This is a genomic window from Bradyrhizobium agreste (assembly GCF_016031625.1).
Lineage (GTDB): Bacteria > Pseudomonadota > Alphaproteobacteria > Rhizobiales > Xanthobacteraceae > Bradyrhizobium > Bradyrhizobium agreste.
On record NZ_JACCHP010000026.1, the window covers coordinates 154,278 to 177,856 of the forward strand.

The 23,579-nt window shown below is 63.7% G+C and carries 17 protein-coding genes and 1 tRNA gene; 14 read left to right on the plus strand and 4 right to left on the minus strand.

What is annotated here, in order from left to right:
- Nucleotides 1-186: 186 nt before the first annotated feature.
- Entirely contained in the window at nucleotides 187-1,419 is a 1,233-nt protein-coding gene (locus tag HZZ13_RS31215) for an acyl-CoA dehydrogenase family protein (protein WP_197963317.1), read from the plus strand.
- Between the two features lie 139 nt (nucleotides 1,420-1,558).
- Complete coding sequence (locus HZZ13_RS31220) at nucleotides 1,559-2,617, plus strand: phosphotransferase family protein (RefSeq protein WP_197963318.1); 1,059 nt, start codon at nucleotides 1,559-1,561, stop codon at nucleotides 2,615-2,617.
- 107 nt (nucleotides 2,618-2,724) lie between these two features.
- Here HZZ13_RS31220 and HZZ13_RS31225 read toward each other — a convergent pair whose 3' ends face one another.
- The 3 genes from HZZ13_RS31225 to HZZ13_RS31235 form a co-directional block, all read right to left on the minus strand.
- Nucleotides 2,725-3,021: a GIY-YIG nuclease family protein gene (locus HZZ13_RS31225; RefSeq protein ID WP_197963319.1), complete on the minus strand. Its 297-nt coding sequence runs from the start codon at nucleotides 3,019-3,021 to the stop codon at nucleotides 2,725-2,727.
- 237 nt (nucleotides 3,022-3,258) lie between these two features.
- Nucleotides 3,259-4,431 (minus strand): acetylornithine deacetylase, encoded by a 1,173-nt coding sequence (argE, locus tag HZZ13_RS31230; RefSeq protein WP_197963320.1) that lies wholly within the window; start codon nucleotides 4,429-4,431, stop codon nucleotides 3,259-3,261.
- Between the two features lie 1,027 nt (nucleotides 4,432-5,458).
- Nucleotides 5,459-6,244 carry an SDR family NAD(P)-dependent oxidoreductase gene (locus tag HZZ13_RS31235; protein WP_197963321.1) on the minus strand — a complete coding sequence of 262 codons (786 nt, stop codon included), beginning with the start codon at nucleotides 6,242-6,244 and terminating at the stop codon, nucleotides 5,459-5,461.
- 133 nt (nucleotides 6,245-6,377) lie between these two features.
- Here HZZ13_RS31235 and HZZ13_RS31240 point away from each other — a divergent pair, with 133 nt between their 5' ends.
- Both HZZ13_RS31240 and HZZ13_RS31245 read left to right on the plus strand, forming a co-directional pair.
- On the plus strand, nucleotides 6,378-7,076 hold the full coding sequence (locus HZZ13_RS31240; protein WP_197963322.1) for a histidine phosphatase family protein: 699 nt from the start codon (nucleotides 6,378-6,380) through the stop codon (nucleotides 7,074-7,076).
- Nucleotides 7,077-7,109: 33 nt separating this feature from the next.
- Entirely contained in the window at nucleotides 7,110-7,877 is a 768-nt protein-coding gene (locus tag HZZ13_RS31245) for an SDR family NAD(P)-dependent oxidoreductase (protein ID WP_197963323.1), read from the plus strand.
- 198 nt (nucleotides 7,878-8,075) lie between these two features.
- Here HZZ13_RS31245 and HZZ13_RS31250 read toward each other — a convergent pair whose 3' ends face one another.
- The gene (locus HZZ13_RS31250; protein ID WP_197963324.1) at nucleotides 8,076-9,311 is read right to left on the minus strand and encodes a serine hydrolase domain-containing protein; all 1,236 of its coding nucleotides are present in this window, start codon (nucleotides 9,309-9,311) and stop codon (nucleotides 8,076-8,078) included.
- A 148-nt stretch (nucleotides 9,312-9,459) separates the two neighbouring features.
- On the opposite strand from HZZ13_RS31250, the gene HZZ13_RS31255 reads away from it, so the two are divergent.
- From HZZ13_RS31255 to rpoC, 10 genes are all read left to right on the plus strand, one after another.
- A tRNA-Trp gene (locus HZZ13_RS31255) sits at nucleotides 9,460-9,535 on the plus strand.
- Between the two features lie 489 nt (nucleotides 9,536-10,024).
- Nucleotides 10,025-10,216: a preprotein translocase subunit SecE gene (gene secE / locus HZZ13_RS31260; protein WP_007611620.1), complete on the plus strand. Its 192-nt coding sequence runs from the start codon at nucleotides 10,025-10,027 to the stop codon at nucleotides 10,214-10,216.
- Entirely contained in the window at nucleotides 10,216-10,770 is a 555-nt protein-coding gene (gene nusG / locus HZZ13_RS31265; protein WP_028146088.1) for a transcription termination/antitermination protein NusG, read from the plus strand. Before secE ends, nusG begins: the two co-directional genes overlap by 1 nt.
- A gap of 130 nt (nucleotides 10,771-10,900) precedes the next feature.
- The gene (gene rplK / locus HZZ13_RS31270) at nucleotides 10,901-11,329 is read left to right on the plus strand and encodes a 50S ribosomal protein L11 (protein WP_011088164.1); all 429 of its coding nucleotides are present in this window, start codon (nucleotides 10,901-10,903) and stop codon (nucleotides 11,327-11,329) included.
- A gap of 6 nt (nucleotides 11,330-11,335) precedes the next feature.
- Nucleotides 11,336-12,028 (plus strand): 50S ribosomal protein L1, encoded by a 693-nt coding sequence (gene rplA, locus HZZ13_RS31275; RefSeq protein ID WP_025037003.1) that lies wholly within the window; start codon nucleotides 11,336-11,338, stop codon nucleotides 12,026-12,028.
- Between the two features lie 86 nt (nucleotides 12,029-12,114).
- Nucleotides 12,115-13,068 (plus strand): 2-hydroxyacid dehydrogenase, encoded by a 954-nt coding sequence (locus HZZ13_RS31280; protein ID WP_197963325.1) that lies wholly within the window; start codon nucleotides 12,115-12,117, stop codon nucleotides 13,066-13,068.
- Nucleotides 13,069-13,655: 587 nt separating this feature from the next.
- Nucleotides 13,656-14,174: a 50S ribosomal protein L10 gene (rplJ, locus tag HZZ13_RS31285; RefSeq protein ID WP_128926350.1), complete on the plus strand. Its 519-nt coding sequence runs from the start codon at nucleotides 13,656-13,658 to the stop codon at nucleotides 14,172-14,174.
- Nucleotides 14,175-14,228: 54 nt separating this feature from the next.
- On the plus strand, nucleotides 14,229-14,609 hold the full coding sequence (gene rplL, locus HZZ13_RS31290) for a 50S ribosomal protein L7/L12 (protein WP_197947889.1): 381 nt from the start codon (nucleotides 14,229-14,231) through the stop codon (nucleotides 14,607-14,609).
- 480 nt (nucleotides 14,610-15,089) lie between these two features.
- Complete coding sequence (gene rpoB, locus HZZ13_RS31295; RefSeq protein WP_197963326.1) at nucleotides 15,090-19,214, plus strand: DNA-directed RNA polymerase subunit beta; 4,125 nt, start codon at nucleotides 15,090-15,092, stop codon at nucleotides 19,212-19,214.
- 129 nt (nucleotides 19,215-19,343) lie between these two features.
- Nucleotides 19,344-23,540 carry a DNA-directed RNA polymerase subunit beta' gene (gene rpoC / locus HZZ13_RS31300; RefSeq protein ID WP_197963327.1) on the plus strand — a complete coding sequence of 1,399 codons (4,197 nt, stop codon included), beginning with the start codon at nucleotides 19,344-19,346 and terminating at the stop codon, nucleotides 23,538-23,540.
- Nucleotides 23,541-23,579: the final 39 nt, after the last annotated feature.

A 23,579-nucleotide genomic window follows, 5' to 3' on the forward strand; every position in this document is an offset into this window, starting at 1 on the left:
TGCAATTCAAACGCTTGTATGAAACTATCGTTTGAAGGCCGGGAAAAGTCAATCCGCAATCGGGACTCGTTCGCAAGTGCGGCTGGGTTTCGACAGGTCCGTGAACGCGCGCATTCGCGCTTGCGGGCCGCTCTTTGCGGGAGGACAGTCCGGCGCAAAACGACCAGCGAAAGAGAGGAGCGTCCCATGGACTTCGATATGTCCCCCAAGCAGAAGGAATGGCTCGACCGCGTGCGGTCCTTCATGGCCAAGCACGTGCGCCCGGCGGTGCCGATCTACGATCAGCAGGACAAGAGCGGCGACCGCTGGAAGGTGATCCCGATCCTCGAGGACCTCAAGAAGAAGGCGAAGGCCGAAGGCCTCTGGAACATGTTCATGCCGCCGTCCGAGCACGAGGACGATGAATTCCGCGGCGCGGGACTGACCAATCTCGAATATGCGCTGCTGTCGGAAGAGATGGGCCGCATCACCTGGGCCTCGGAAGTCTTCAACTGTTCCGCGCCCGACACCGGCAACATGGAAGTGTTCATCCGCTACGGCACTAAGGAGCAGAAGCGGAAATGGCTGCGCCCGCTGATGGACGGCGAGATACGCTCGGCCTTCCTGATGACGGAACCGGCGGTCGCCTCGTCCGACGCGACCAACATCGAGACCCGCATCGAGCGCGATGGCGACCATTACGTGATCAACGGCCGCAAATGGTGGTCGTCCGGTGTCGGCGATCCCCGCTGCAAGATCGCGATCCTGATGGGCAAGACCGACTTCAAGGCGGCCAAGCACCAGCAGCAGTCGCAGATCCTGGTTCCGCTCGACACATCAGGCATCAAGGTCGAGAAGATGCTGCCGGTGTTCGGCTTCGACGACGCGCCGCACGGCCATGCCCAGGTGCTGCTCGAGAACGTGCGCGTGCCGAAGGAGAACATCCTGCTGGGCGAAGGCCGCGGCTTCGAGATCGCGCAGGGCCGCCTCGGTCCGGGCCGTATCCATCACTGCATGCGTACCATCGGCAAGGCCGAGGAGGCGCTGGAGAAGATGGTGAAGCGGCTCGCCTCGCGCACCGCCTTCGGCAAGAGGATCGTCGAGCACAGCGTGTGGGAGCAGCGCATCGGCGAGGCCCGCACCAACATCGAGATGACGCGTCTTCTGTGTCTCAAGGCGGCCGACATGATGGACAAGGTCGGCAACAAGACGGCGCAGGCCGAGATCGCCATGATCAAGGTCGCCGCGCCCAACATGGCGCTGAAGATCATCGACGAGGCGATCCAGGCCTTCGGTGGCGCCGGCGTGTCGGACGAAGCGGGCCTTGCCAAGGACTACGCGCACATCCGCACGCTCCGTCTCGCCGACGGTCCGGACGAGGTGCACAACCGCGCCATTGCCAGACTCGAACTTCGGAAGTATGCAAACTCTAGTCATTAAGAACGGCGGAGAGCGCGAACAGTGCTCTCCTCACCGTCATTCCGGGGCTCGCGCAGCGAGAACCCGGAATCTCGAGATTCCGGGTTCGCCTCTCTGAGGCGCCCCGGAATGACGGACAATGAAAAGAGGGAGCGTCATCGTGGCTGACGGCGTCAGAAAGGACGAAGAATTCTCGGGCACCAAGCCGGTCGAGGAGCGGCATCGTTTCGACGAGCTGCGGCTGGAAGCCTGGATGCGCGAGCACGTCGAAGGTTTCGAAGGCCCGCTGGTCGTGCTGCAGTTCAAGGGCGGCCAGTCCAACCCGACCTATCGCCTCAACACGCCGAACCGTTCCTACGTGATGCGCCGCAAGCCGTTCGGCAAATTGCTGCCATCGGCGCATGCGGTTGACCGCGAGTACCGCGTCATCGCGGCCCTTGGAAAACAGGGCTTTCCGGTCGCGCGCGCCTACGCGCTGTGCCAGGACGACGGCGTCATTGGAGCTGCCTTCTACATCATGTCGATGGAGGAGGGCCGTGTGTTCTGGGATCCGACGCTGCCGAGCCAGGAGCCGGATGCGCGCCGAAAGATCTTCACCAGCAAGATCGAGACGCTGGCCAAGCTCCACATGTTCGATCCCACTGCCATCGGGCTCGGCGACTTCGGCAAGCCCGGCAACTACTTTGCCCGCCAGATCGATCGGTGGACCAAGCAATACCGGGCGTCCGAGACCCAGCACATTCCGGAGTTCGAGAAGGTCGCCGAATGGCTGCCGAAGACCGTGCCGGAGCAGGCGCGCGTCTCCATCGTTCACGGCGACTACCGCCTCGACAACATGATTTTCCACGCGACGGAACCGCGCGTGCAGGCGGTGCTGGACTGGGAGCTGTCGACGCTCGGCGATCCCATGGCCGACTTCACCTATCTCTTGATGCAGTGGATCATGCCGGGCCTCGAGGGCGCCGACCTCAAGGCGCTCAACATCCCGAGCCTCGAAGAGGCCGCGCAGATCTATTGCGACGTCACGCAGATGACGGTGCCCGATCTCAACTGGTACTTCGCCTACAACCTGTTCCGTCTCGCCGGCATCACCCAAGGCATCGCCGGCCGCGTCCGCGACGGCACCGCCGCCAACGCCAAGGCGCTGGAGTCAGCCAAGCGCACCGTGCCGCTGTCAAAGGCCTCGTGGGAATACGCGCAGAAGGCGGGCGCGGTGTAGCAAGAGCGAAGGCGCGGCCGCTGGCCGCGCTTTTTTGCTTAGTACGCTTCTCTCGTGTCCCGGACGCGGTGCAGCACGAAGTGCTGCTCCGCAGAGCCGGGACCCAGTCATGTCGCCAAAGTATTCAGCTCGTCAGTGAGATCGCGCCAATCCGGATTGAGGTCTTCGATCAGCTTGAGCTTCCACGCGCGCCGCCAGCGCTTCAGCGAACGTTCACGTGCTCGCGCTTCGAGCACCGACTCAAAGGTTTCGAAGTAGACCAGCAGAGTTACGTCGTATTGCCGTGTAAACCCGGGTATGAGCTTGAACTTGTGTGCGGTCATTCGGCGAGCGAGATCGTTGGTAACCCCGACATAGAGTGTTCCATTTCGTTTGCTCGCGAGGATGTAGACGAAGTATGGCACGTCCGTGCAATCGGTATCGACTGGGTGTCGCTACTTATAATTGCATGTATGAGATATCGCCAAGCACTCTGGGTCCCGGCTCTGCGGAGCGTCACTTCGTGTCGCACCGCGTCCGGGACACGAGACCGCATATTTTATCGTCTCAGCGTGGATTAAACCGTGTTCTCGTGTCCCGGACGCGCTGCAACGCGTAGCGTTGCTGCGCAGAGCCGGGACCCAGTCAACTACGAACTCCGGCTATTCTTTCGCACAATGCGCGATCAGCCTCTCCACGAATCCCGCGCATTTCTCCAGCTCCGCCATCTCCACGAACTCATCAGGCGTATGCGCCTGCGCGATCGCGCCGGGGCCGATCACCACTGACGGGATGTCGGCGATGCTGGCGAACAGGCTCGCCTCGGTGCCGAAGGCGACCTTGGCATGGTCGTTGCGCCCCGCGAGGCTCTTGGCCAGCGTGACGATGGCGGCGTCGGCGGCGGTATCGAGTGCGGGATAGTCGAGGATCTCCTCGAAATCGATGCCGCAGTCCGGATGCCGCGCCTTCATCGCCGGCTCGATCTCGGCCTTGGCCCAGGCGACGATCGCATCCGTCACCTCCTTGGACTCGGTGATGCCGATGCCGCGGCATTCGAAATCCACCGTGCAGGTATCAGGCACGATGTTCAGCGCCGCGCCGCCATGCACGATGCTGGTGAGCAGCGTCGAATGCGGGACGTCGTAGAGGCTGTCGGTCGATCGCACGGCCGCGAGCGCCACGGCGCGGCGGCGGATCTCGACGATCAGCTCGGCGGCATATTCGATCGCATTGACGCCGTCGGGCGCGATCGAGGAATGACGTGCGAGCCCGTGGAACGTGGCGCGTACGCCGTGCTTGCCCTTGTGGCCGATGATGACCTGCATCTGGGTGGGCTCGCCGATGAAGGCGCCGAGCGGCCGGATCCTCTTCTTCGCGACCTCATGCAGCATCGGCCGCACGCCGACGCAGCCGATCTCCTCGTCATAGGAGATCGCCAGATGAATTGGCGTCTTGAGTCTCGCCTCCACCATCTCCGGCACCATGGCAAGGCACACCGCCACATACCCCTTCATGTCGGTGGTGCCGCGGCCAAAGAGCTTGCCGTCGCGCTCCACCAGCTTGAACGGATCATGGCTCCAGTCCTGGCCAACGACAGGCACCACGTCGGTATGGCCCGACAGCACGAAGCCCGGCCGCTCCTCCGGCCCGATCGTGACCCACAGCGAAGCCTTCTCGCCGGTCTCGTCGACGATGCGCTCGCCCTTGATTCCGAACGAAGCGAGATAGCTCTCGATATGGGCAATCAGGGGCAGGTTGGTGCGGTCGCTGACGGTGTCGAAGCTGACGAGGTCGGCGAGGAGTTTTCGGATGCGGTCGGATCTTGAGCTTGGCATTATCTCGGTCTTGTCAGGGAATGGAGGCTGAGTTGCCTGCAGGAACCATACCAACGTGAGGTCCCCTGGGGCAAATCAACACCGCAGCCGTCATTCCGGGGCGATGCGCAGCATCGAGCCCGGAATCCATCGGGCCGCGTTACATGCTGTGAAATGGATTCCGGGCTCGCGACTGCGTCGCGCCCCGGAATGACGAGGCAGGCCTACCAAACCTTGCGTTGTCCGTCGGGCAAAACACCCAAGGCGTGGGTCAAGACGACGTCGATAAAATATTCCGCTTTACCGAAATTCGGAAATGACGTATGTGACGCGCAACCCGGCCCAAGGAAGAGGGGCGTATCGCGATCGTCACGAACGCGGGTCGGGCGGCGGTGGACGCGGGCCACATCGGCGCGAAAAGCTTCGCAGGGCGGAGAGCCGTGAGCGAAGACCTCGTGTCAACGACGGGTGCGGTTCGCGTACGGCAAAATCGTGTGGTCCTGGCGCCCGGGGTCTGTGCGCCAAGTGTTGCGGTGATGTGTGCTGTCCGACCGGGCGATACGCATCAGCCATCCGCAAGGCGACGGGGGCAATAGTGCATCGCTCCCCGGGGAGAGCACGACATAAGCCGTTCCAACCACTGCGCAGGGAAGGCCGGGATGTCTCCGGTTGCCCTGTTTCCCCGCTATGCACCAGGCACACGCAGTCTGCTCTTGGCATGGCGGTCAATGGGAGCCAGCCGGCTCCCGGTCTTCCCTGCGCCTTCTTTCGATGAGGGCGAAGAGGTGAAAGCAAAGCTCGGGCGAGATGCGCCGCGAGGATGCGAAACCGTGTCTGCAGGATTGTAGGATGGGTAGAGCGCAGCGAAACCCATCACCTTTCGTCTGCGGGGAAGCATGATGGGTTTCGCAAGTGCTCTACCCATCCTACGAACCAGCACCCACGCGCTCCGTCATTGCGTGTCATCAGCGAAGCGCAGGGCTTGCTGGGTCCCGGCTCTGCGCCGCAACGCTTACGCGCTGCGTCGCGTCCGGGACACGAGTGCGAACTAGACCGGCTTGCCCGTATACGGCATCGACGCGGTCAAGCCGCCGTCGACCGGGAACGCCTGGCCGTTCACGTACGACGCCTCGTCGCTCGCCAGGAACAATCCCATCGCCGCGAGCTCGTGCGGCTGTCCCGCCCGTTTCAGCGGGTTGAGCTGGCCGATCTTGTCGGCGGTGCCGCGCTCCTTGGCGCGATCGAAGATCGGCTTGGTCATGCCTGTTTCGATCAGGCCGGGGCAGACCGCATTGATGCGCACGCCGGTGCCGGTGAGCGAATAGGCCGTGGTTTGCACAAGGCTGATCACGCCGGCCTTGCTCGCGGCATAGGGATGCCCGCTCGCGCCGGCCTTGAGACCCGCGACAGAGGCGGTCAGCACGATCGCGCCGGACTGCTGCTTGACCATGTGCGGCATGGCGTATTTCACCGCGAGGAACGGCCCGATCAGGTTGACGCGCAAAATCTCCTGCCAGTGCTCGACGGTCTGCTCGGCGAGCGGCACGAGTCCGCCGGAGACGCCGGCATTGGCCCAGATCACGTCGAGCCGCCCATGCGCCTTCACCGCCTTGTCGATCATTGCGATGACGTCCTGCTCGGAGCCGGCATCCGCAACCATCGCCTCCGCGACGCCGCCGGCCTGCTTGATCTCCTCGACCGTCTGCTTCACCGCCTCGGTGCGATCGACCGCGATCAGCTTGCCGCCTTCCCTGGTGAACAGCAGCGCAGCCGCGCGACCGATGCCGCTGCCGGCGCCGGTGATGATGACGGATTTGCCTTGCAGACGGCCCATGCGTTTCTCCCTTTTGCTCGCGCACGACGCTTGCCGCGCGACGGAATTTCAAACAAGATTTCAAACGGTAAAGTGTCTTGAGACACGTTCGCTACTCACGTACAGCGACATCAGACGGGATGGAAGGGTTTCGATGGCAGGTGCAGACAAGCCGAACGTGGTCGTCACGCGATGGTGGTGGGTCCGGCACGCGCCGGTGCGCAACGACGGCGGCAACATCTACGGGCAGAGCGACATCGCCTGTGACACCAGCGATACCTACGTGTTCAACGCTGTTGCCAAGGTGCTGCCACGCCAGGCGGTCTGGTATTCGAGCAATCTGACGCGCACCCATCAGACCGCCGAGGCGATCTGGGCGGCTGGCTTCCCAAAGCCTGCGTCGATGAAATGGGAAGCGGAGCTCGCCGAGCAGAACCTCGGCCGCTGGCAGGGCATGAACCGCGCCGAATTCATCGCGAGCCGCCCCGTCGGCGCGAGCTGGTTCGCCGACATCAACGAGCCCGCGCCCGGCGGCGAAAGCTTCATGGACCTCTACAACCGCACGCGGCGTACCATCGAGCGGATCAACAGCGAGGCGGCAGGGCAGGACATCATCGCGGTCGCGCATGGCGGCACCATCAAGGCGGCTGTCGGTCTTGCGCTCGGCGACCGGCCGGAGCAGGGGCTCGCATTCGATATCGACAATGTGTCGGTGACGCGGCTCGATCATTTCGCGAGCCCCGAGCGCACGCTCTGGCGGCTGCCGATGGTCAATCAGCAGCCGTGGATCGCGGATCCCGCGCACGCGGCAATGCATCAGCCGGCGGGACCGGAAGTCAAGAAGCTGGCCTGACACTGAAGACGAAAATCAATCTGGGAGAGAAACATGACCTTGTTCGACATGAAGGGGAAAGTCGCCGTCATCACGGGATCGACGCGCGGCATTGGGCTCGCGATCGCCGAGCGCATGGCCGAGCACGGGGCCAAGGTGGTGATCTCCTCGCGCAAGGCCGACGTCTGCGAGCAGGTGGCGAACAGCATCAACGAAAGATTCGGCAAGGGCACTGCAGTTGCGATCGCCGCCAACATCTCATCGAAAGAGAATCTGCAAAACCTCGTCGACGAGAGCAACCGTGCCTTCGGCAAGATCGACGTGCTGGTCTGCAATGCGGCCTCGAATCCGTATTACGGCCCGCTCGCCGGCATCTCCGACGATCAGTTCAGGAAAATCCTCGACAACAACATCGTTGCCAACAACTGGCTGATCTCGATGGTGGTGCCGCAGATGATCGAGCGCAATGACGGCTCGATCATCATCGTCTCGTCGATCGGCGGCCTGAAGGGCTCGACCATCCTCGGTGCTTACGCGATCTCGAAAGCCGCCGACATGCAGCTCGCGCGCAATCTCGCCTGCGAATACGGCAAGCACAACATTCGCGTGAACTGCATCGCGCCCGGCCTGATCAAGACCGATTTCGCCAAAGCGCTGTGGGACAATCCGGAGAACCTGAAAGCCTCGACCTCGCGCTCGCCGCTACAGCGCATCGGCATCCCCGACGAGATCGCCGGCGCGGCCGTGTTCCTGGGTTCGAAGGCCGGCGACTTCATGACCGGCCAGACCATGGTGATCGACGGCGGCGCGACGATCAGTTGAGGTTGACGACGCGCTGAGTTTCTCATGTCCCGGACGCGGCGCAGCACCATAAGCGCGTTCACGCGCGTCTTCGACGCACTATGGTGCTGCTCCGCAGAGCCGGGGCCCCAGAAAACCGAGAGCGCGGTTGCGGAGGCATGGGCCCCGGCTCTGCGCAGCAACGCGAAAAGCGTTGCAGCGCGTCCGGGGCACGAGATCTCACTCCACCGCCGCGTACACCAGATCCCGCACCAATGTCCGCGTGTAGTCGCGCTGTCCCGGCCCCTGGCTCATGAACACTGCGAACAAATCCTCCTTCGGATCGATCCAGAAGAACGTTCCGGCAATGCCGCTCCAGAAATACTGGCCGACGCTGCCGGGGAAGGGCGCGATGCCGGCCTCGCGGCGCACGGCAAAGCCGAGGCCGAACCCATGGCCGGGCGACAGCAGCGTGCCGTTGGTGGGCACGCCTGGCCCGAGGTGATCGGAGGCCATCAGCTCCAGCGTCTTGCGGCCGATGATCCTGTTGCCGTCGAGCGTGCCGCCATTGCGCAGCATCAGGCAGAAGCGGGCATAGTCCATCGTGGTCGAGACCAGGCCGCCGCCGCCGGACTCCATCACCGGCTGTTCGAGCATGTTGAACAGCGCGACCTTGTCGCCGGTCCAGGGGTCGGCCGCGAACGGCTCGGCAAGGCGGCCGGCATTGGCCTGGCTTGTCGAGAAGCCGGTCTCGACCATCTGCAGCGGCGCGAGCACGCGCTCGGTGAGGAACGTGCCGAGCGATTTGCCGCTGACAACCTCGATGATGCGGCCCAAGATGTCCGTGGAGCGGCTGTAGTTGAACTCCGCGCCGGGCTGGCAGACCAGCGGGAAGCTCGCCACCAGCTCCGCATGTTCGGCGTTGGTGATCTTGCGGCTGCGGACGCGGGACTCCTGGTAGAGCTTGTGCACGGGGCCGTCGCCCTGGTGCTCGTAGGTGAGGCCGGAGGTGTGGCGGAGCAGGTCCTGCACGGTGATGGGCCGCACCGGCGGCACCAGCTCCAGCTTGCCGTCCTTGACGACGCCGACCTGCTGGCTCGCGAACTCCGGGATGAATTTGGCGACGGCATCGCTCAGCAAGAGGTAACCGTCCTCGACCAGGGCCATGATGCCGACCGAGACGATCGGCTTGGTCATCGAGAAGATGCGGAAGATCGAATCGCGCGCCATCGGCGTCGCGCCTGCCGGGCCCTGCTTGCCGAGCGCCTCGAACCAGCCGATTTGGCCGCGCCTCGCCACCAGCACCGTGACCCCGGGAACGGTTCCCTTGTCGATCTCGCGCTTGAAGGCGTCCGACATGGCCTGGAGACGCGGCCGCGACAGCCCGAGCGTCTCGGGGCGGGCTTCCGGCAAAGCCGGGGTCTGGGGCGCGTTTGCGGCCTGCGGGGCGGCTGTAGCGGTCGCTGTAACAGTCATGGGCACTCCCGATTGTTTTTCGTTATGGCCAAGGGACTGTGGCCCAGAAGCCCCGGCACGAACAAGCGAAGCCGGCGCGGTTCACCCTTGCAAACCGGCCGCTCTCTGTGCTTGAAAGCGCCCCTGATCCGCGGCGACGCGGGTTCGTAGGAGTGTAGCTCAATTGGTAGAGCACCGGTCTCCAAAACCGGGGGTCGCAGGTTCGAGCCCTGCCACTCCTGCCAGCCAAATCAATCACTTAGACTAGATTTCGGCGGAAAGGCGTCCCGCGCGCAGTTGTGTGCGTCAAGTTCAGCAAATTTGATCATGGGGTCCGGTATTTCGCCGAAGGCGGGAAGTTCGTGGTGCCGCTGGCGGGGATTTCCGTGGTCGACCGGGCCGACTGACGGTGCCGGGCTCCAGATAGCCTCACGGGCGGGCGCCCTTCCAGTCGATCGACAAGTCCTTGATCCACATGGCTTCTGCGCGGCCGTCCCGGGGAGGACGGCCTGCCCGGGCGAACTCTCTTCACCTTGACCTTTGGCCCCATCCGCAGTAGATACCCCGCACTCGCAGCCGGCCCGTTAGACGCGGATCTCCGGCGCGGCTTTGAAATCCCCGAACAATCGAGCCCGGTTTCCGGCTCATCCTTCGAGACAGAGGGCTGGGCCAACGGCGGCTGTTCGGATCCCCGAAATTCAGTTGCGTCTGTCGAGGACGCTGGACCCTAGACGATGGCAGTCAGCCCGTTCAAGTTCTTGCAGGAAGTGCGCTCGGAGACTGCCAAGGTCACCTGGCCGACCCGTCGTGAGACCACGATCACCACGATCATGGTGTTCGTGATGGTCGCGGTGGCCTCGATCTTCTTCTTCGCGGCCGACCAGATTATCCGCTACCTCATCACCTTCCTCCTGGGCATTCACTGATGGCAACAGCAACCGCTCAAGTGTCCGACAAGCGCTGGTACATCGTCCACGCCTATTCGAACTTCGAGAAGAAGGTCGCCGAATCGATCCGCGAGCAAGCCAAGCAGCGCGGGCTCGAGGACCTGTTCGAGCTGGTGCTGGTTCCAACCGAGAAGGTCACGGAAGTGCGTCGCGGCCGCAAGATCGATGCCGAGCGCAAGTTCTTCCCCGGCTACGTGCTGGTGAAGATGAAGCTGACCGACGAGGCGTTCCATCTGATCAAGAACACGCCGAAGGTCACGGGCTTCCTGGGTGCGGAAAACAAGCCGATGCCGATCTCGGAAGCCGAGGCCATGCGCATCCTGCACCAGGTGCAGGAGGGCGTGGAACGGCCGAAGGCGTCGGTGTCGTTCGAGATCGGCGAGAACGTGCGCGTGGCCGACGGCCCGTTCGCCTCGTTCTCGGGTGTGGTCGAGGAAATCGACGAGGCGCGCTCGCGCGTGAAGGTCGCCGTGTCGATCTTCGGCCGCGCGACCCCGGTCGAGCTGGAATTCGGTCAGGTCGAGAAGGTCTGATCGGGTAACGCGCGAGGCTTCGGTCTCGCGCAGCAAGAGGCCGTGGGAGGGAGAGGGCGGTTGCCAGCCGCATCCGACCCAGACCACGAACCTGAAACCGCCGGCCTCGCCGGCACAACAGGAGTGATACATGGCAAAGAAAGTTACCGGATACCTGAAGCTTCAGGTCCCGGCCGGTGCGGCGAACCCTTCGCCCCCGATCGGTCCCGCGCTCGGTCAGCGCGGTCTCAACATCATGGAGTTCTGCAAGGCGTTCAACGCCCAGACCCAGAAGGAAGAGAAGAACACCCCGATTCCGGTGATCATCACCATTTATGCGGACCGTTCCTTCACCTTCGAGATGAAGACGCCGCCGATGTCCTACTTCCTCAAGCAGGCCGCCAAGATCCAGTCCGGCTCGAAGGCGCCGGGCCGTGACAAGGCCGGCAAGGTGACCAAGGCGCAGGTGCGCGAGATCGCCGAGAAGAAGATGAAGGACTTGAATTGCGACACCATCGAATCGGCCATGAAGATGGTCGAGGGCTCCGCCCGTTCGATGGGTCTGGAAGTTGCGGGGTAAGCGGCCATGGCAATCGGAAAGCGTTTGAACAAAGCCCGCGAAGGCATTGACCGCGAAAAGCTTTACCCGCTCGCGGACGCCATCAAGATGGTCAAGGAACGCGCGAAAGCGAAGTTCGACGAGACCATCGAGGTCGCGATCAATCTCGGCGTCGACCCGCGTCACGCCGACCAGATGGTCCGCGGCGTGGTGACCCTGCCGAACGGCACCGGCCGTACACTGCGCGTCGGCGTGTTCGCCCGCGGCGCCAAGGCCGACGAGGCCAAGGCTGCCGGTGCCGATGTCGTCGGCGCGGAGGACCTGGTCGAGAAGGTGCAGAACGGCACGATCGATTTCGACCGCTGCATCGCCACCCCCGACATGATGCCGCTGGTCGGCCGTCTCGGTAAGGTGCTCGGCCCGCGCGGCCTGATGCCGAACCCGAAGATCGGTACCGTGACCATGGACGTCACCGGTGCGGTGAAGGGCGCCAAGGGCGGCTCGGTCGAGTTCCGCGTCGAGAAGGCCGGCATCCTGCAGGCCGGCGTCGGCAAGGCCTCTTTCTCCGAGGAAAAGCTGGTCGAGAACATCAAGGCTCTGGCTGACGCGGTCTCCAAGGCCAAGCCCGCCGGCTCGAAGGGCACCTACATCCAGCGCGTTGCAGTGTCCTCGACGATGGGCCCGGGCGTGAAGGTCGAGCCGGGCACCATTCTCGGCTAAGTCTGGAAATTGCATGAGGCGAGGGGCGGGATTGGGCAACCGATTCCGCCCTTCGTCGTTTGTGGCGGCGCTCTTCGGAAACAACAATGGCTGAAAAGGTCCTGATCTACTCGCGCTTTCCCAAGTCGATGATGGCGCGCTTCGCCGAGCGGTTCGAGCTGCTCGACACCGGCGGCAAGCCCGCGCGGGAGGTGTTTCCGGCCGAAGAGCTCAACGGCATCCGCGCGATGCTGACAGCGGGCGGTAGCCCGCTCGGCGCTGAGGCGATGGACCTGTTTCCGAAGCTCGGCGCCATCGTCTGCTATGGCACCGGCTATGACGGCGTCGACATCAAGGCGGCGGCCAGCCGGAACATTGCGGTCGGCCACAGTCCGGGTGCGAATGCGGCCTCGGTGGCCGATATCGCCATGACCCTGATGCTGGCGACGACGCGGCGGATCCTCGTCGCGGACCAATATGTCCGCAGCGGCGATTGGGCGGCCTCGAAACAGTCGCCGATGATGCGGCCCCAGGCCGGCATGCCGGGCCGCCGCATCGGCGTCTTTGGCATGGGCGAGATCGGCCGCAAGATCGCCGCGCGCTGCGCCGCCTTCGAGAGTGAGGTCGGCTATTTCAGCCGCACCCGATACGATCTGCCGTATCAGTATTTCCCGACACTGGAGGCGCTGGCCGACTGGTGCAGTGTGCTGATGATCGCGGTCCGGGCAGGGGCCGAGACCCACCACGTCGTCAACGCCGATATCCTCAAGCGCCTCGGCGCGGACGGCTATGTCGTCAATATCTCCCGCGGCTCGGTCATCGACGAGAAGGCCCTGGTCGCGGCGCTCACCGACAAGACCATCGCCGGGGCCGGCCTCGACGTCTTCGAGAAGGAACCGCACGCCCCCGACGCGCTGACGGCACTTCCCAACGTCGTGCTCGCCCCGCATATCGGTGGCCACACGCTGGATTCGCACGTCGCCATGCAGAACTGCGTGCTCGCCAACCTGACGGCGTTCTTCGAGGGCAAGCCGCTGCCTTACGCGGTCAAATCGGCCTGAATCGGTCCTTGTTGGGCCATCTCAAGCCGGCCGACAATCGATTGGAACTGGTGTGAATTTTGCTCTTGGCAAGCCGGCTCCGAGCGGTTAAAGAACCGCCTCCGGACGTGCCGACCTCGGCTGGCGCGTTCGTGCACGCATTCCGAAAACCCGACACGACAGGAGATCATTCCTTTTCAGGACGTCCGCGAGGATTTGCCCGAAAAGGAAGGAAAACCCGTCGTTTTGGCAGGGATGCGGGCAGAGGTCGGGCGGTTCGCCGGCTGACCTCGTCCTGTCCAAGACTGCAGGCGCCCGCGGGGAATTTCGATTACTCAACGGCTTAATCGCATGGCCTGCATAGACGGGTGAAGACCGGATTTCACTTCGCATTCAGCTTTAAGGGCTGACTTTGCGAAACGGGTCTGGTTCGGACCTCGACACGCCGTGGGCCTCTCAAGGGGCTCCCGGAGGGCAGGCTTTGAATTGTCGTCTTGCCCGGCGTGTCCGATGGGGTTTTGGCCCGGAGGTTCAGGTTTGGGTGGGACGATGGGTGCAACCCGGCGGTCCCGCTTCTCGCGATGACCGCCAACCGGAGAGAGCTTGCTGTGGAACGAGCGGCAAAAAAAGAAGCGGTCGAACAGCTCAACGAGGTCTTCAAGACCACGAGCGTCGCGATCGTTGCTCAATATTCCGGCCTGACCGTTGCCCAGATGCAGACCCTGCGCAAGCAGATGAAGCAGGCTGGCGCCTCGGTGAAGGTCTCGAAGAACCGTCTCGCCAAAATTGCTCTTGAAGGCACTGACGTCGTTGCCATCGGCCCCATGCTGAAGGGGCCGACCGTGATCGCGACTTCGAACGATCCGGTAGCGGCGCCAAAGGTCGCCATCGAATTCGCCAAGGCGAACGAGAAGTTCGTCATTGTCGGCGGCTCGATGGGCAAGACCGTCCTGAATGTCGACGGCGTGAAGGCGCTTGCCTCGCTGCCGTCGCTTGACGAACTGCGCGGCAAGATCGTCGGCCTCATCGTGGCCCCGGCGACCAAGCTGGCCCAGCTCGCCAACGCGCCCGCGGGCAAGCTCGCGCGCGTCATCCAGGCTCATGCCTCAAAGGGCGAAGCGGCCTGACGCCCTTCGCAAAACTCAAACCCGAACCAGACTTACACTCAAGGAAACTGAACAATGGCTGACCTGCAGAAGATCGTTGACGACCTCTCGAGCCTGACCGTGCTCGAAGCTGCCGAACTCGCGAAGCTCCTCGAAGAGAAGTGGGGCGTTTCGGCTGCCGCGGCTGTCGCCGTGGCCGGCCCGGCCGCTGGCGGCGGCGGTGCTGCCGCTCCGGCGGAAGAGAAGACCGAGTTCACGGTCGTTCTCGCCAGCGCCGGCGACAAGAAGATCGAGGTCATCAAGGAAGTCCGCGCCATCACCGGTCTCGGCCTGAAGGAAGCAAAGGACCTCGTCGAGGGTGCTCCGAAGCCGCTGAAGGAAGGCGTGAACAAGGAAGAAGCCGACAAGATCAAGGCCCAGCTCGAGAAGGCTGGCGCCAAGGTCGAGCTGAAGTAAGCACTGCTTACTGGCGGGATCCCGGGCGAGCAGCGGCTCTGCCCGGGATCCTGGTCCCCCTCGAGAGGGTGGAACCGGATGCAAAAGGCGTGCGACGGAACGTCCCGACGCAGGCTGAACACGAAAAAGTGTGGGGATTTGAGGGCTTGATCCTCGAATCTGCACTATTGTCGCCCCATATCGGGTCGGCAGCACGAAAGCGCGGCGGCAGGGATGCTGGATTTCCCTGTAAGCCGTTGGGAGAGCAGGCTATTTCGGGCTTTTGCAGTCCGTGAAGATGATCGTTGTGACGGGCGGGCGCGCATCTGCGCCCCGCGCGTCGTTTTGCGTTTTGAAGGTCTGAAGAACAGATTCAGGACATCGGCGCCTGAAGCTGCGTCTCCGGCCCCCAAGACGAGTTCGAAAATTCAACCCGGAAAGCGGTGGCAGCCGCGTTCCGGATGGTGCGCCCAGGGCGGGCGACGAAAATGAGAGGCCACGATGGCGCAGCAGACATTCACCGGTCGCAAACGCGTTCGCAAGTTCTTCGGACACATCAAGGAAGTCGCCGAGATGCCGAACCTCATCGAGGTTCAGAAGGCGTCCTATGACCAGTTCCTGATGGTGGACGAACCCCAGGGCGGACGTCTCGACGAGGGTCTGCAGGCGGTGTTCCGCTCGGTATTTCCGATCTCCGACTTCTCGGGCACCTCGATGCTGGAATTCGTCCGCTACGAGTTCGAGCAGCCGAAATACGACGTCGACGAGTGCCGCCAGCGCGGCATGACCTTCGCTGCACCCCTCAAGGTGACGCTGCGCCTCATCGTGTTCGATATCGACGAGGAAACCGGCGCGAAGTCGGTGAAGGACATCAAGGAGCAGGACGTCTACATGGGCGACATCCCGCTCATGACGATGAACGGCACCTTCATCGTCAACGGCACCGAGCGCGTCATCGTCTCGCAGATGCACCGTTCGCCCGGCGTGTTCTTCGACCACGACAAGGGCAAGACCCATTCCTCGGGCAAGCTGTTGTTCGCCGCCCGCGTCATCCCGTATCGCGGCTCCTGGCTCGACATCGAGTTCGACGCCAAGGACATCGTCTATGCGCGTATCGACCGTCGCCGCAAGATTCCGGTGACGTCGCTGATGTTCGCCCTCGGTCTCGACGGCGAGGCGATCCTGTCCACGTTCTACAAGAAGATTCTCTACAAGCGGACCAAGGAAGGCTGGCGCGTTCCGTTCGACGCCAACCGCTTCCGCGGCTACTCCACGGTCAACGACCTGATCGATGCCGACACCGGCAAGGTCGTGCTCGAGGCCGGCAAGAAGCTCACCGTCCGCGCCGCGCGCCAGCTCCAGGAGAAGGGGCTGAAGGCGCTGCGCATGGCCGACGAGGAGCTGGTCGGCAATTACGTCGCCGAGGATCTCGTCAATCCGAAGACCGGTGAGATCCACGCCGAGGCCGGTGAGGAAATCACCGACAAGCTGATGAAGGCGCTCAACGAGCAGGGCTACAAGGAGCTGCCGTTGCTCGACATCGACCACGTCAATGTCGGCCCCTACATCCGCAACACGCTCTCGGCCGACAAGAACATGACGCGCGAGGATGCGCTGTTCGACATCTACCGCGTGATGCGTCCGGGCGAGCCGCCGACGCTGGAATCGGCGCAGGCCATGTTCCAGTCGCTGTTCTTCGACGCCGAGCGCTACGACCTCTCCGCGGTCGGCCGCGTCAAGATGAACATGCGCCTCGACCTCGATGCGCCCGATACCCAGCGCACGCTGCGCAAGGAGGACATCCTCGCCGTCATCAAGACGCTGGTGGATCTGCGCGACGGCAAGGGCGAGATCGACGACATCGACCATCTCGGCAACCGCCGTGTGCGTTCGGTCGGCGAGCTCATGGAGAACCAGTACCGTATCGGCCTCCTGCGCATGGAGCGCGCGATCAAGGAGCGCATGTCCTCGGTCGACATCGACACGGTCATGCCGCAGGATCTGATCAACGCCAAGCCGGCGGCCGCCGCGGTGCGCGAGTTCTTCGGCTCCTCGCAGCTCTCGCAGTTCATGGACCAGACCAACCCACTCAGCGAGATCACCCACAAGCGCCGCCTCTCGGCGCTCGGACCGGGCGGTCTGACCCGCGAGCGCGCCGGCTTCGAGGTGCGCGACGTGCATCCGACGCATTACGGCCGCATCTGCCCGATCGAGACGCCGGAAGGTCCGAACATCGGCCTGATCAACTCGCTCGCGACCTTCGCGCGCGTGAACAAGTACGGCTTCGTCGAGACGCCGTATCGCAAGGTCAAGGATGGTCGTGTCACCGACGAGGTCGTGTACCTGTCGGCGATGGAGGAAGGGCGCTATTCCGTGGCCCAGGCCAACGTGCCGGTCGACGCCAAGGGCCGCTTCACCGAAGACCTCGTGGTCTGCCGTTCGAGCGGGACCCGCGACGTCGTGCCGATGACGCCCGACAAGGTCGACTACATGGACGTGTCGCCGAAGCAGCTCGTTTCGGTCGCCGCGGCGCTGATCCCGTTCCTCGAGAACGACGACGCCAACCGCGCGCTGATGGGCTCGAACATGCAGCGCCAGGCGGTGCCGCTGGTTCGCGCCGAGGCGCCGTTCGTCGGCACCGGCATGGAGGGCGTGGTTGCCCGTGACTCGGGCGCTGCGATCGCGGCGCGCCGTTCGGGCGTGATCGACCAGATCGACGCGACCCGCGTCGTCATCCGCGCCACGGAAGATCTCGATCCGACCAAGTCGGGCGTCGATATCTACCGCCTCATGAAGTACCAGCGCTCGAACCAGTCGACCTGCATCAACCAGCGTCCGCTGGTGAAGGTCGGCGACATCGTCAAGAAGGGCGACATCATCGCCGACGGTCCCTCGACCGATCTCGGCGAGCTCGCGCTCGGCCGGAACGTGCTGGTCGCGTTCATGCCGTGGAACGGCTACAACTTCGAAGACTCGATCCTGCTCTCCGAGCGGATCGTGAAGGAAGACGTCTTCACCTCGATCCATATCGAGGAGTTCGAGGTGATGGCCCGCGACACCAAGCTCGGACCCGAGGAAATCACCCGCGACATTCCGAACGTCTCGGAAGAAGCGCTGAAGAACCTCGACGAAGCCGGTATCGTCTACATCGGCGCGGAAGTGCGCGCCGGCGACATCCTGGTCGGCAAGATCACGCCGAAGGGTGAAAGCCCGATGACCCCGGAAGAGAAGCTGCTGCGCGCCATCTTCGGCGAGAAGGCCTCCGACGTCCGCGACACCTCGCTGCGCGTTCCCCCGGGCGTGCAGGGCACGATCGTCGAAGTGCGCGTGTTCAACCGCCACGGCGTCGACAAGGACGAGCGCGCGCTGGCGATCGAGCGGGAGGAGATCGAGCGCCTCGCCAAGGACCGCGACGACGAGCAGGCGATCCTGGACCGCAACGTCTACAACCGTCTTGCCGAGCTGCTCGAGGGGCGGCAGGGCATTGCAGGTCCCAAGGGCTTCAAGAAGGACACCAAGATCACCCGTGCGGTGCTCGAGGAGTATCCGAAGTCGCAATGGTGGCTGTTCGCTTCGCCCAACGACAAGCTGATGGCCGAGATCGAGGCCATGCGGAAGCAGTACGACGAGTCGAAGAAGGGGCTGGAACAGCGCTTCCTCGACAAGGTCGAGAAGCTTCAGCGCGGTGACGAATTGCCGCCCGGCGTGATGAAGATGGTCAAGGTCTTCGTCGCGGTGAAGCGCAAGATCCAGCCCGGCGACAAGATGGCCGGCCGCCACGGCAACAAGGGCGTGGTGTCGAAGATCGTGCCGATCGAGGACATGCCGTTCCTCGAAGACGGCACGCATGCCGACATCGTGCTCAATCCGCTCGGCGTGCCCTCGCGCATGAACGTCGGACAGATCCTCGAGACCCATCTCGGCTGGGCCTGCGCCGGCCTCGGCAAGCGTATCGGCCAGACCGTCGATGCGTACCTGTCGAAGCAGGACATCAAGCCGCTGAAGGAGACCCTGAAGAAGGTCTACGGCGAGGACGAGACGATCAAGTCGCTCAACGACAGCGAGTTGCTCGAGCTCGGCCAGAACCTCAGCCGCGGCGTGCCGATCGCGACGCCGGTGTTCGACGGTGCCAAGGAAGCCGACATCGAGGAGATGCTGAAGCTTGCCGGCCTCGACGCTTCGGGTCAGTCGACCGTCTATGACGGTCGCACCGGCGATCCGTTCGATCGCAAGGTGACGGTGGGCTACATCTACATGCTCAAGCTGCACCATCTGGTCGACGACAAGATCCATGCGCGTTCGATCGGTCCGTACTCGCTCGTCACCCAGCAGCCGCTGGGCGGCAAGGCGCAGTTCGGCGGCCAGCGCTTCGGCGAAATGGAGGTGTGGGCGCTCGAGGCTTACGGCGCGGCGTACACGCTCCAGGAAATGCTGACGGTGAAGTCGGACGACGTCGCCGGCCGCACCAAGGTGTACGAGGCGATCGTGCGCGGCGACGACACGTTCGAGGCCGGTATTCCGGAATCGTTCAACGTGCTGGTCAAGGAAATGCGCTCGCTCGGCCTCAACGTCGACCTGCACAATTCCAAGATGGGACCGGCGCCGACGTCGGAAGCGGCCGAGTAATTCGACCTGTCATGCCCGGCCTTCGCGGCCGGGCATCGGCGCCCCGCCCGAGGCCTTGAGGGCAGGGCGCCATGCGGAAGTGATTTTCGAATTTGCGGCCGGAGGCGACCGGCACGCGAGGAGAAGACGATGAACCAAGAAGTTATGAATCTCTTCAACCCGACGACGCCGGCTCAGGTCTTCGACCAGATCCGGATTTCGATCGCGTCTCCAGAGAAGATTCTGTCCTGGTCCTACGGCGAGATCAAGAAGCCGGAGACCATCAACTATCGTACTTTCAAGCCCGAGCGCGACGGCCTGTTCTGCGCCCGCATCTTCGGGCCGATCAAGGACTACGAGTGCTTGTGCGGCAAGTACAAGCGCATGAAGTACAAGGGCATCATTTGCGAGAAGTGCTCGGTCGAGGTCACGCTGTCGCGCGTCCGGCGCGAGCGCATGGGCCATATCGAGCTCGCAGCCCCCGTCGCGCACATCTGGTTCCTGAAGTCGCTGCCCTCGCGCATCGGCCTCCTGCTCGACATGACGCTGAAGGATCTCGAGCGGATCCTCTACTTCGAATATTACGTCGTGCTCGAGCCGGGCCTCACCGCGCTGAAGGACCGTCAGTTGCTGTCGGAAGACGAGTATCTGAAGGCGCAGGACGAGTACGGCCAGGACAGCTTCACCGCCATGATCGGCGCCGAGGCGATCCGCGAGCTGCTCAAGGGCATGGACCTCGAGAAGCTCGAGGCCTCGCTGCGTGCCGAGATGCAGGAGACCGACTCCGACATCAAGCACAAGAAGCTCGCCAAGCGCCTGAAGATCGTGGAAGCGTTCCGCCATTCCGGCAACAAGCCGGAATGGATGATCATGACCGTGATCCCGGTGATTCCGCCGGATCTGCGTCCGCTGGTGCCGCTGGACGGCGGCCGCTTCGCGACCTCCGATCTCAACGACCTCTATCGTCGCGTCATCAACCGCAACAACCGCTTGAAGCGGCTGATGGAGCTGCGCGCGCCCGACATCATCATCCGCAACGAGAAGCGCATGCTTCAGGAAGCGGTCGATGCGCTGTTCGACAACGGCCGCCGCGGCCGCGTCATCACCGGCGCCAACAAGCGTCCGCTGAAGTCGCTCGCCGACATGCTCAAGGGCAAGCAGGGCCGCTTCCGCCAGAATCTGCTCGGCAAGCGCGTCGACTATTCGGGCCGTTCGGTGATCGTGGTCGGTCCCGAGCTGCGCCTGCATCAGTGCGGCCTGCCGAAGAAGATGGCGCTCGAGCTGTTCAAGCCATTCATCTATTCGCGGCTCGACGCCAAGGGCCTGTCCACCACCGTGAAGCAGGCCAAGAAGCTGGTCGAGAAGGAACGGCCCGAGGTCTGGGACATCCTGGACGAGGTGATCCGCGAGCATCCGGTGCTGCTCAACCGCGCACCGACGCTGCACCGCCTCGGCATTCAGGCGTTCGAGCCCGTGCTGATCGAAGGCAAGGCGATCCAGCTTCACCCGCTGGTCTGCTCTGCGTTCAACGCCGACTTCGACGGCGACCAGATGGCCGTGCACGTTCCGCTGTCGCTCGAAGCGCAGCTGGAAGCGCGCGTCCTGATGATGTCGACCAACAACATCCTGCATCCGGCGAACGGCCAGCCGATCATCGTGCCGTCGCAGGATATCGTGCTCGGTCTGTACTACGTCTCGATCATGCGCGAAGGCCTCCCCGGCGAGGGCAAGGCGTTCGGCGACATGGCCGAGCTCGAGCACGCGCTGCACGCGAAGGTCATCCACCTCCACACCAAGATCAAGTACCGGTGGGAAGGCATGGACGAGACCGGCAAGGTCTCCAAGCGCTGGATCGAGACCACCGCCGGCCGCGTCATGCTCGGCAATTTGCTGCCGAAGAACCCGCGCATCTCCTACGAGATCATCAACAAGCTGATGACCAAGCGCGAGATCTCCGGCGTCATCGACCAAGTCTACCGCCACTGCGGCCAGAAGGAGACGGTGATCTTCTGCGACCGCATCATGGCGCTCGGCTTCTACAACGCGTTCAAGGCCGGCATCTCCTTCGGCAAGGACGACATGGTCGTGCCGCACGGAAAGTGGAAGATCGTCGACACCACCCGTACGCTGGCGAAGGATTTCGAGCAGCAGTACAACGACGGCCTGATCACCCATGGCGAGAAGTACAACAAGGTCGTCGACGCCTGGTCGAAGGCCACCGAAGAAATCGCCAAGGCGATGATGAAGGAGATCTCCGCCACCAAGAAGACGGCGAGCGGGGCCGACGCCGACATCAACTCGATCTACATGATGGCTCACTCCGGTGCCCGCGGTTCGCCGGCCCAGATGCGCCAGCTCGCCGGCATGCGCGGCCTGATGGCGAAGCCGTCGGGCGAGATCATCGAGACGCCGATCATCTCGAACTTCAAGGAAGGCCTCTCGGTGCTCGAGTACTTCAACTCGACCCACGGCGCCCGCAAGGGCCTCGCGGACACCGCGTTGAAGACCGCGAACTCGGGCTACCTGACCCGTCGTCTCGTCGACGTGGCGCAGGATTGCATCATCACGCAGAGCGACTGCGGCACCAAGCTCGGCATCAAGATGCGGGCCATCGTCGATGCGGGCACCGTGGTCGCCTCGCTCGGCTCGCGCATCCTCGGACGTACGGCCTGCGAAGACGTGCGTGACGGCTCCGGCACCGTGATCGTCAAGCGCGACACGCTGATGGAAGAGAGCCACGTGGATGCCATCCATCAGGCCGGCATCCAGGAGGTGAAGATCCGCTCGGCACTGACCTGCGAACTCGTCAACGGTATCTGCGGCAAGTGCTACGGCCGCGACCTCGCCCGCGGCACGCCGGTCAACCACGGCGAAGCGGTCGGCGTCATCGCGGCGCAGTCGATCGGCGAGCCGGGCACCCAGCTCACCATGCGCACCTTCCACATCGGCGGTGCGGCGCAGCTCAACGAGCAGTCCTTCGTCGAAGCCAACTTCGACGGCAAGATCGTGATCAGGAACAAGGCCATCGCCCGCAACAGCGAAGGTCACCTGATCGCGATGGTGCGCAACATGGTTGTCGCGATCGTCGATGCCGACGGCACCGAGCGTGCGACGCACCGTATCCAATACGGTTCGCGTCTGCACGTCGACGAGGGCGACATGGTCAAGCGCGGCCAGCGCATCGTCGAGTGGGATCCCTACACCCGTCCGCTGCTCACCGAGGTCGAGGGAACCATCGGCTTCGAGGATCTGCTCGAGGGGCAGTCGATCTCGGAAACGCTCGACGAGGCCACCGGTATCGCCAAGCGCGTGGTCATCGACTGGCGCTCGACGCGCGGCGGCTCGGACCTGCGTCCGGCCATCGTGGTCAAGGGCAAGGACGGCAAGGTGCTCAAGCTCGCCCGTGGCGGCGATGCCCGCTACATGCTGTCGGTCGACGCCATTCTCTCGGTCGATATCGGAGCCAAGGTCCAGCCGGGCGACATCCTCGCCCGTGTCTCGACCGAAAGCGCCAAGACGCGTGACATCACCGGCGGTCTGCCGCGGGTGGCGGAACTGTTCGAGGCCCGGCGCCCGAAGGATGCGGCGATCATCGCCGAAATCGCGGGCACCATCCGGTTCGGGCGCGACTACAAGAACAAGCGTCGCATCTCGATCGAGCCGATGGACAAGACCGACGAGCCGCGCGAGTACCTGATCCCGAAGGGCAAGCACATCCACCTTCAGGACGGCGACGTCGTCGAAAAGGGCGACTTCATCGTGGAAGGCAACCCGGCGCCGCACGACATCCTTGCGGTCAAGGGCATCGAGGAGCTCGCGGCCTATCTGGTCAACGAGATCCAGGAGGTCTACCGGCTGCAGGGCGTGCTCATCAACGACAAGCACATCGAGGTGATCGTCCGTCAGATGCTCCAGAAGGTGGAAATCACCGACCAGGGCGACACGGACATGATCTCCGGCGAGCAGGTCGACAAGATCGAGTTCGACGCGCTGAACGCGAAGGCCAAGGAAGAGGGCAAGAAGCCCGCCACGGGAACGCCGGTTCTGCTCGGCATCACCAAGGCGAGCCTCCAGACCCGCTCCTTCTTCTCGGCGGCATCGTTCCAGGAGACCACCCGCGTCCTCACCGAGGCTGCGGTCAACGGCAAGATCGATCCGCTCGAAGGCCTCAAGGAGAACGTCATCGTCGGCCGGCTGATCCCGGCGGGCACCGGCGCCTCCATGGCCAAGATCCGCGAAGTCGCCATGAAGCGCGACAAGCTGATCCTGGACGAGCGCGAGAAGCAGGCCGCCGTCGTGTCGCCGGCGCCGGAAGCCGAGCTTCCTGCGCTGCCGCCTGCGGAATGATCGTTCATCCGTAGGAATACCGAGGACAGTGAAAAGGCC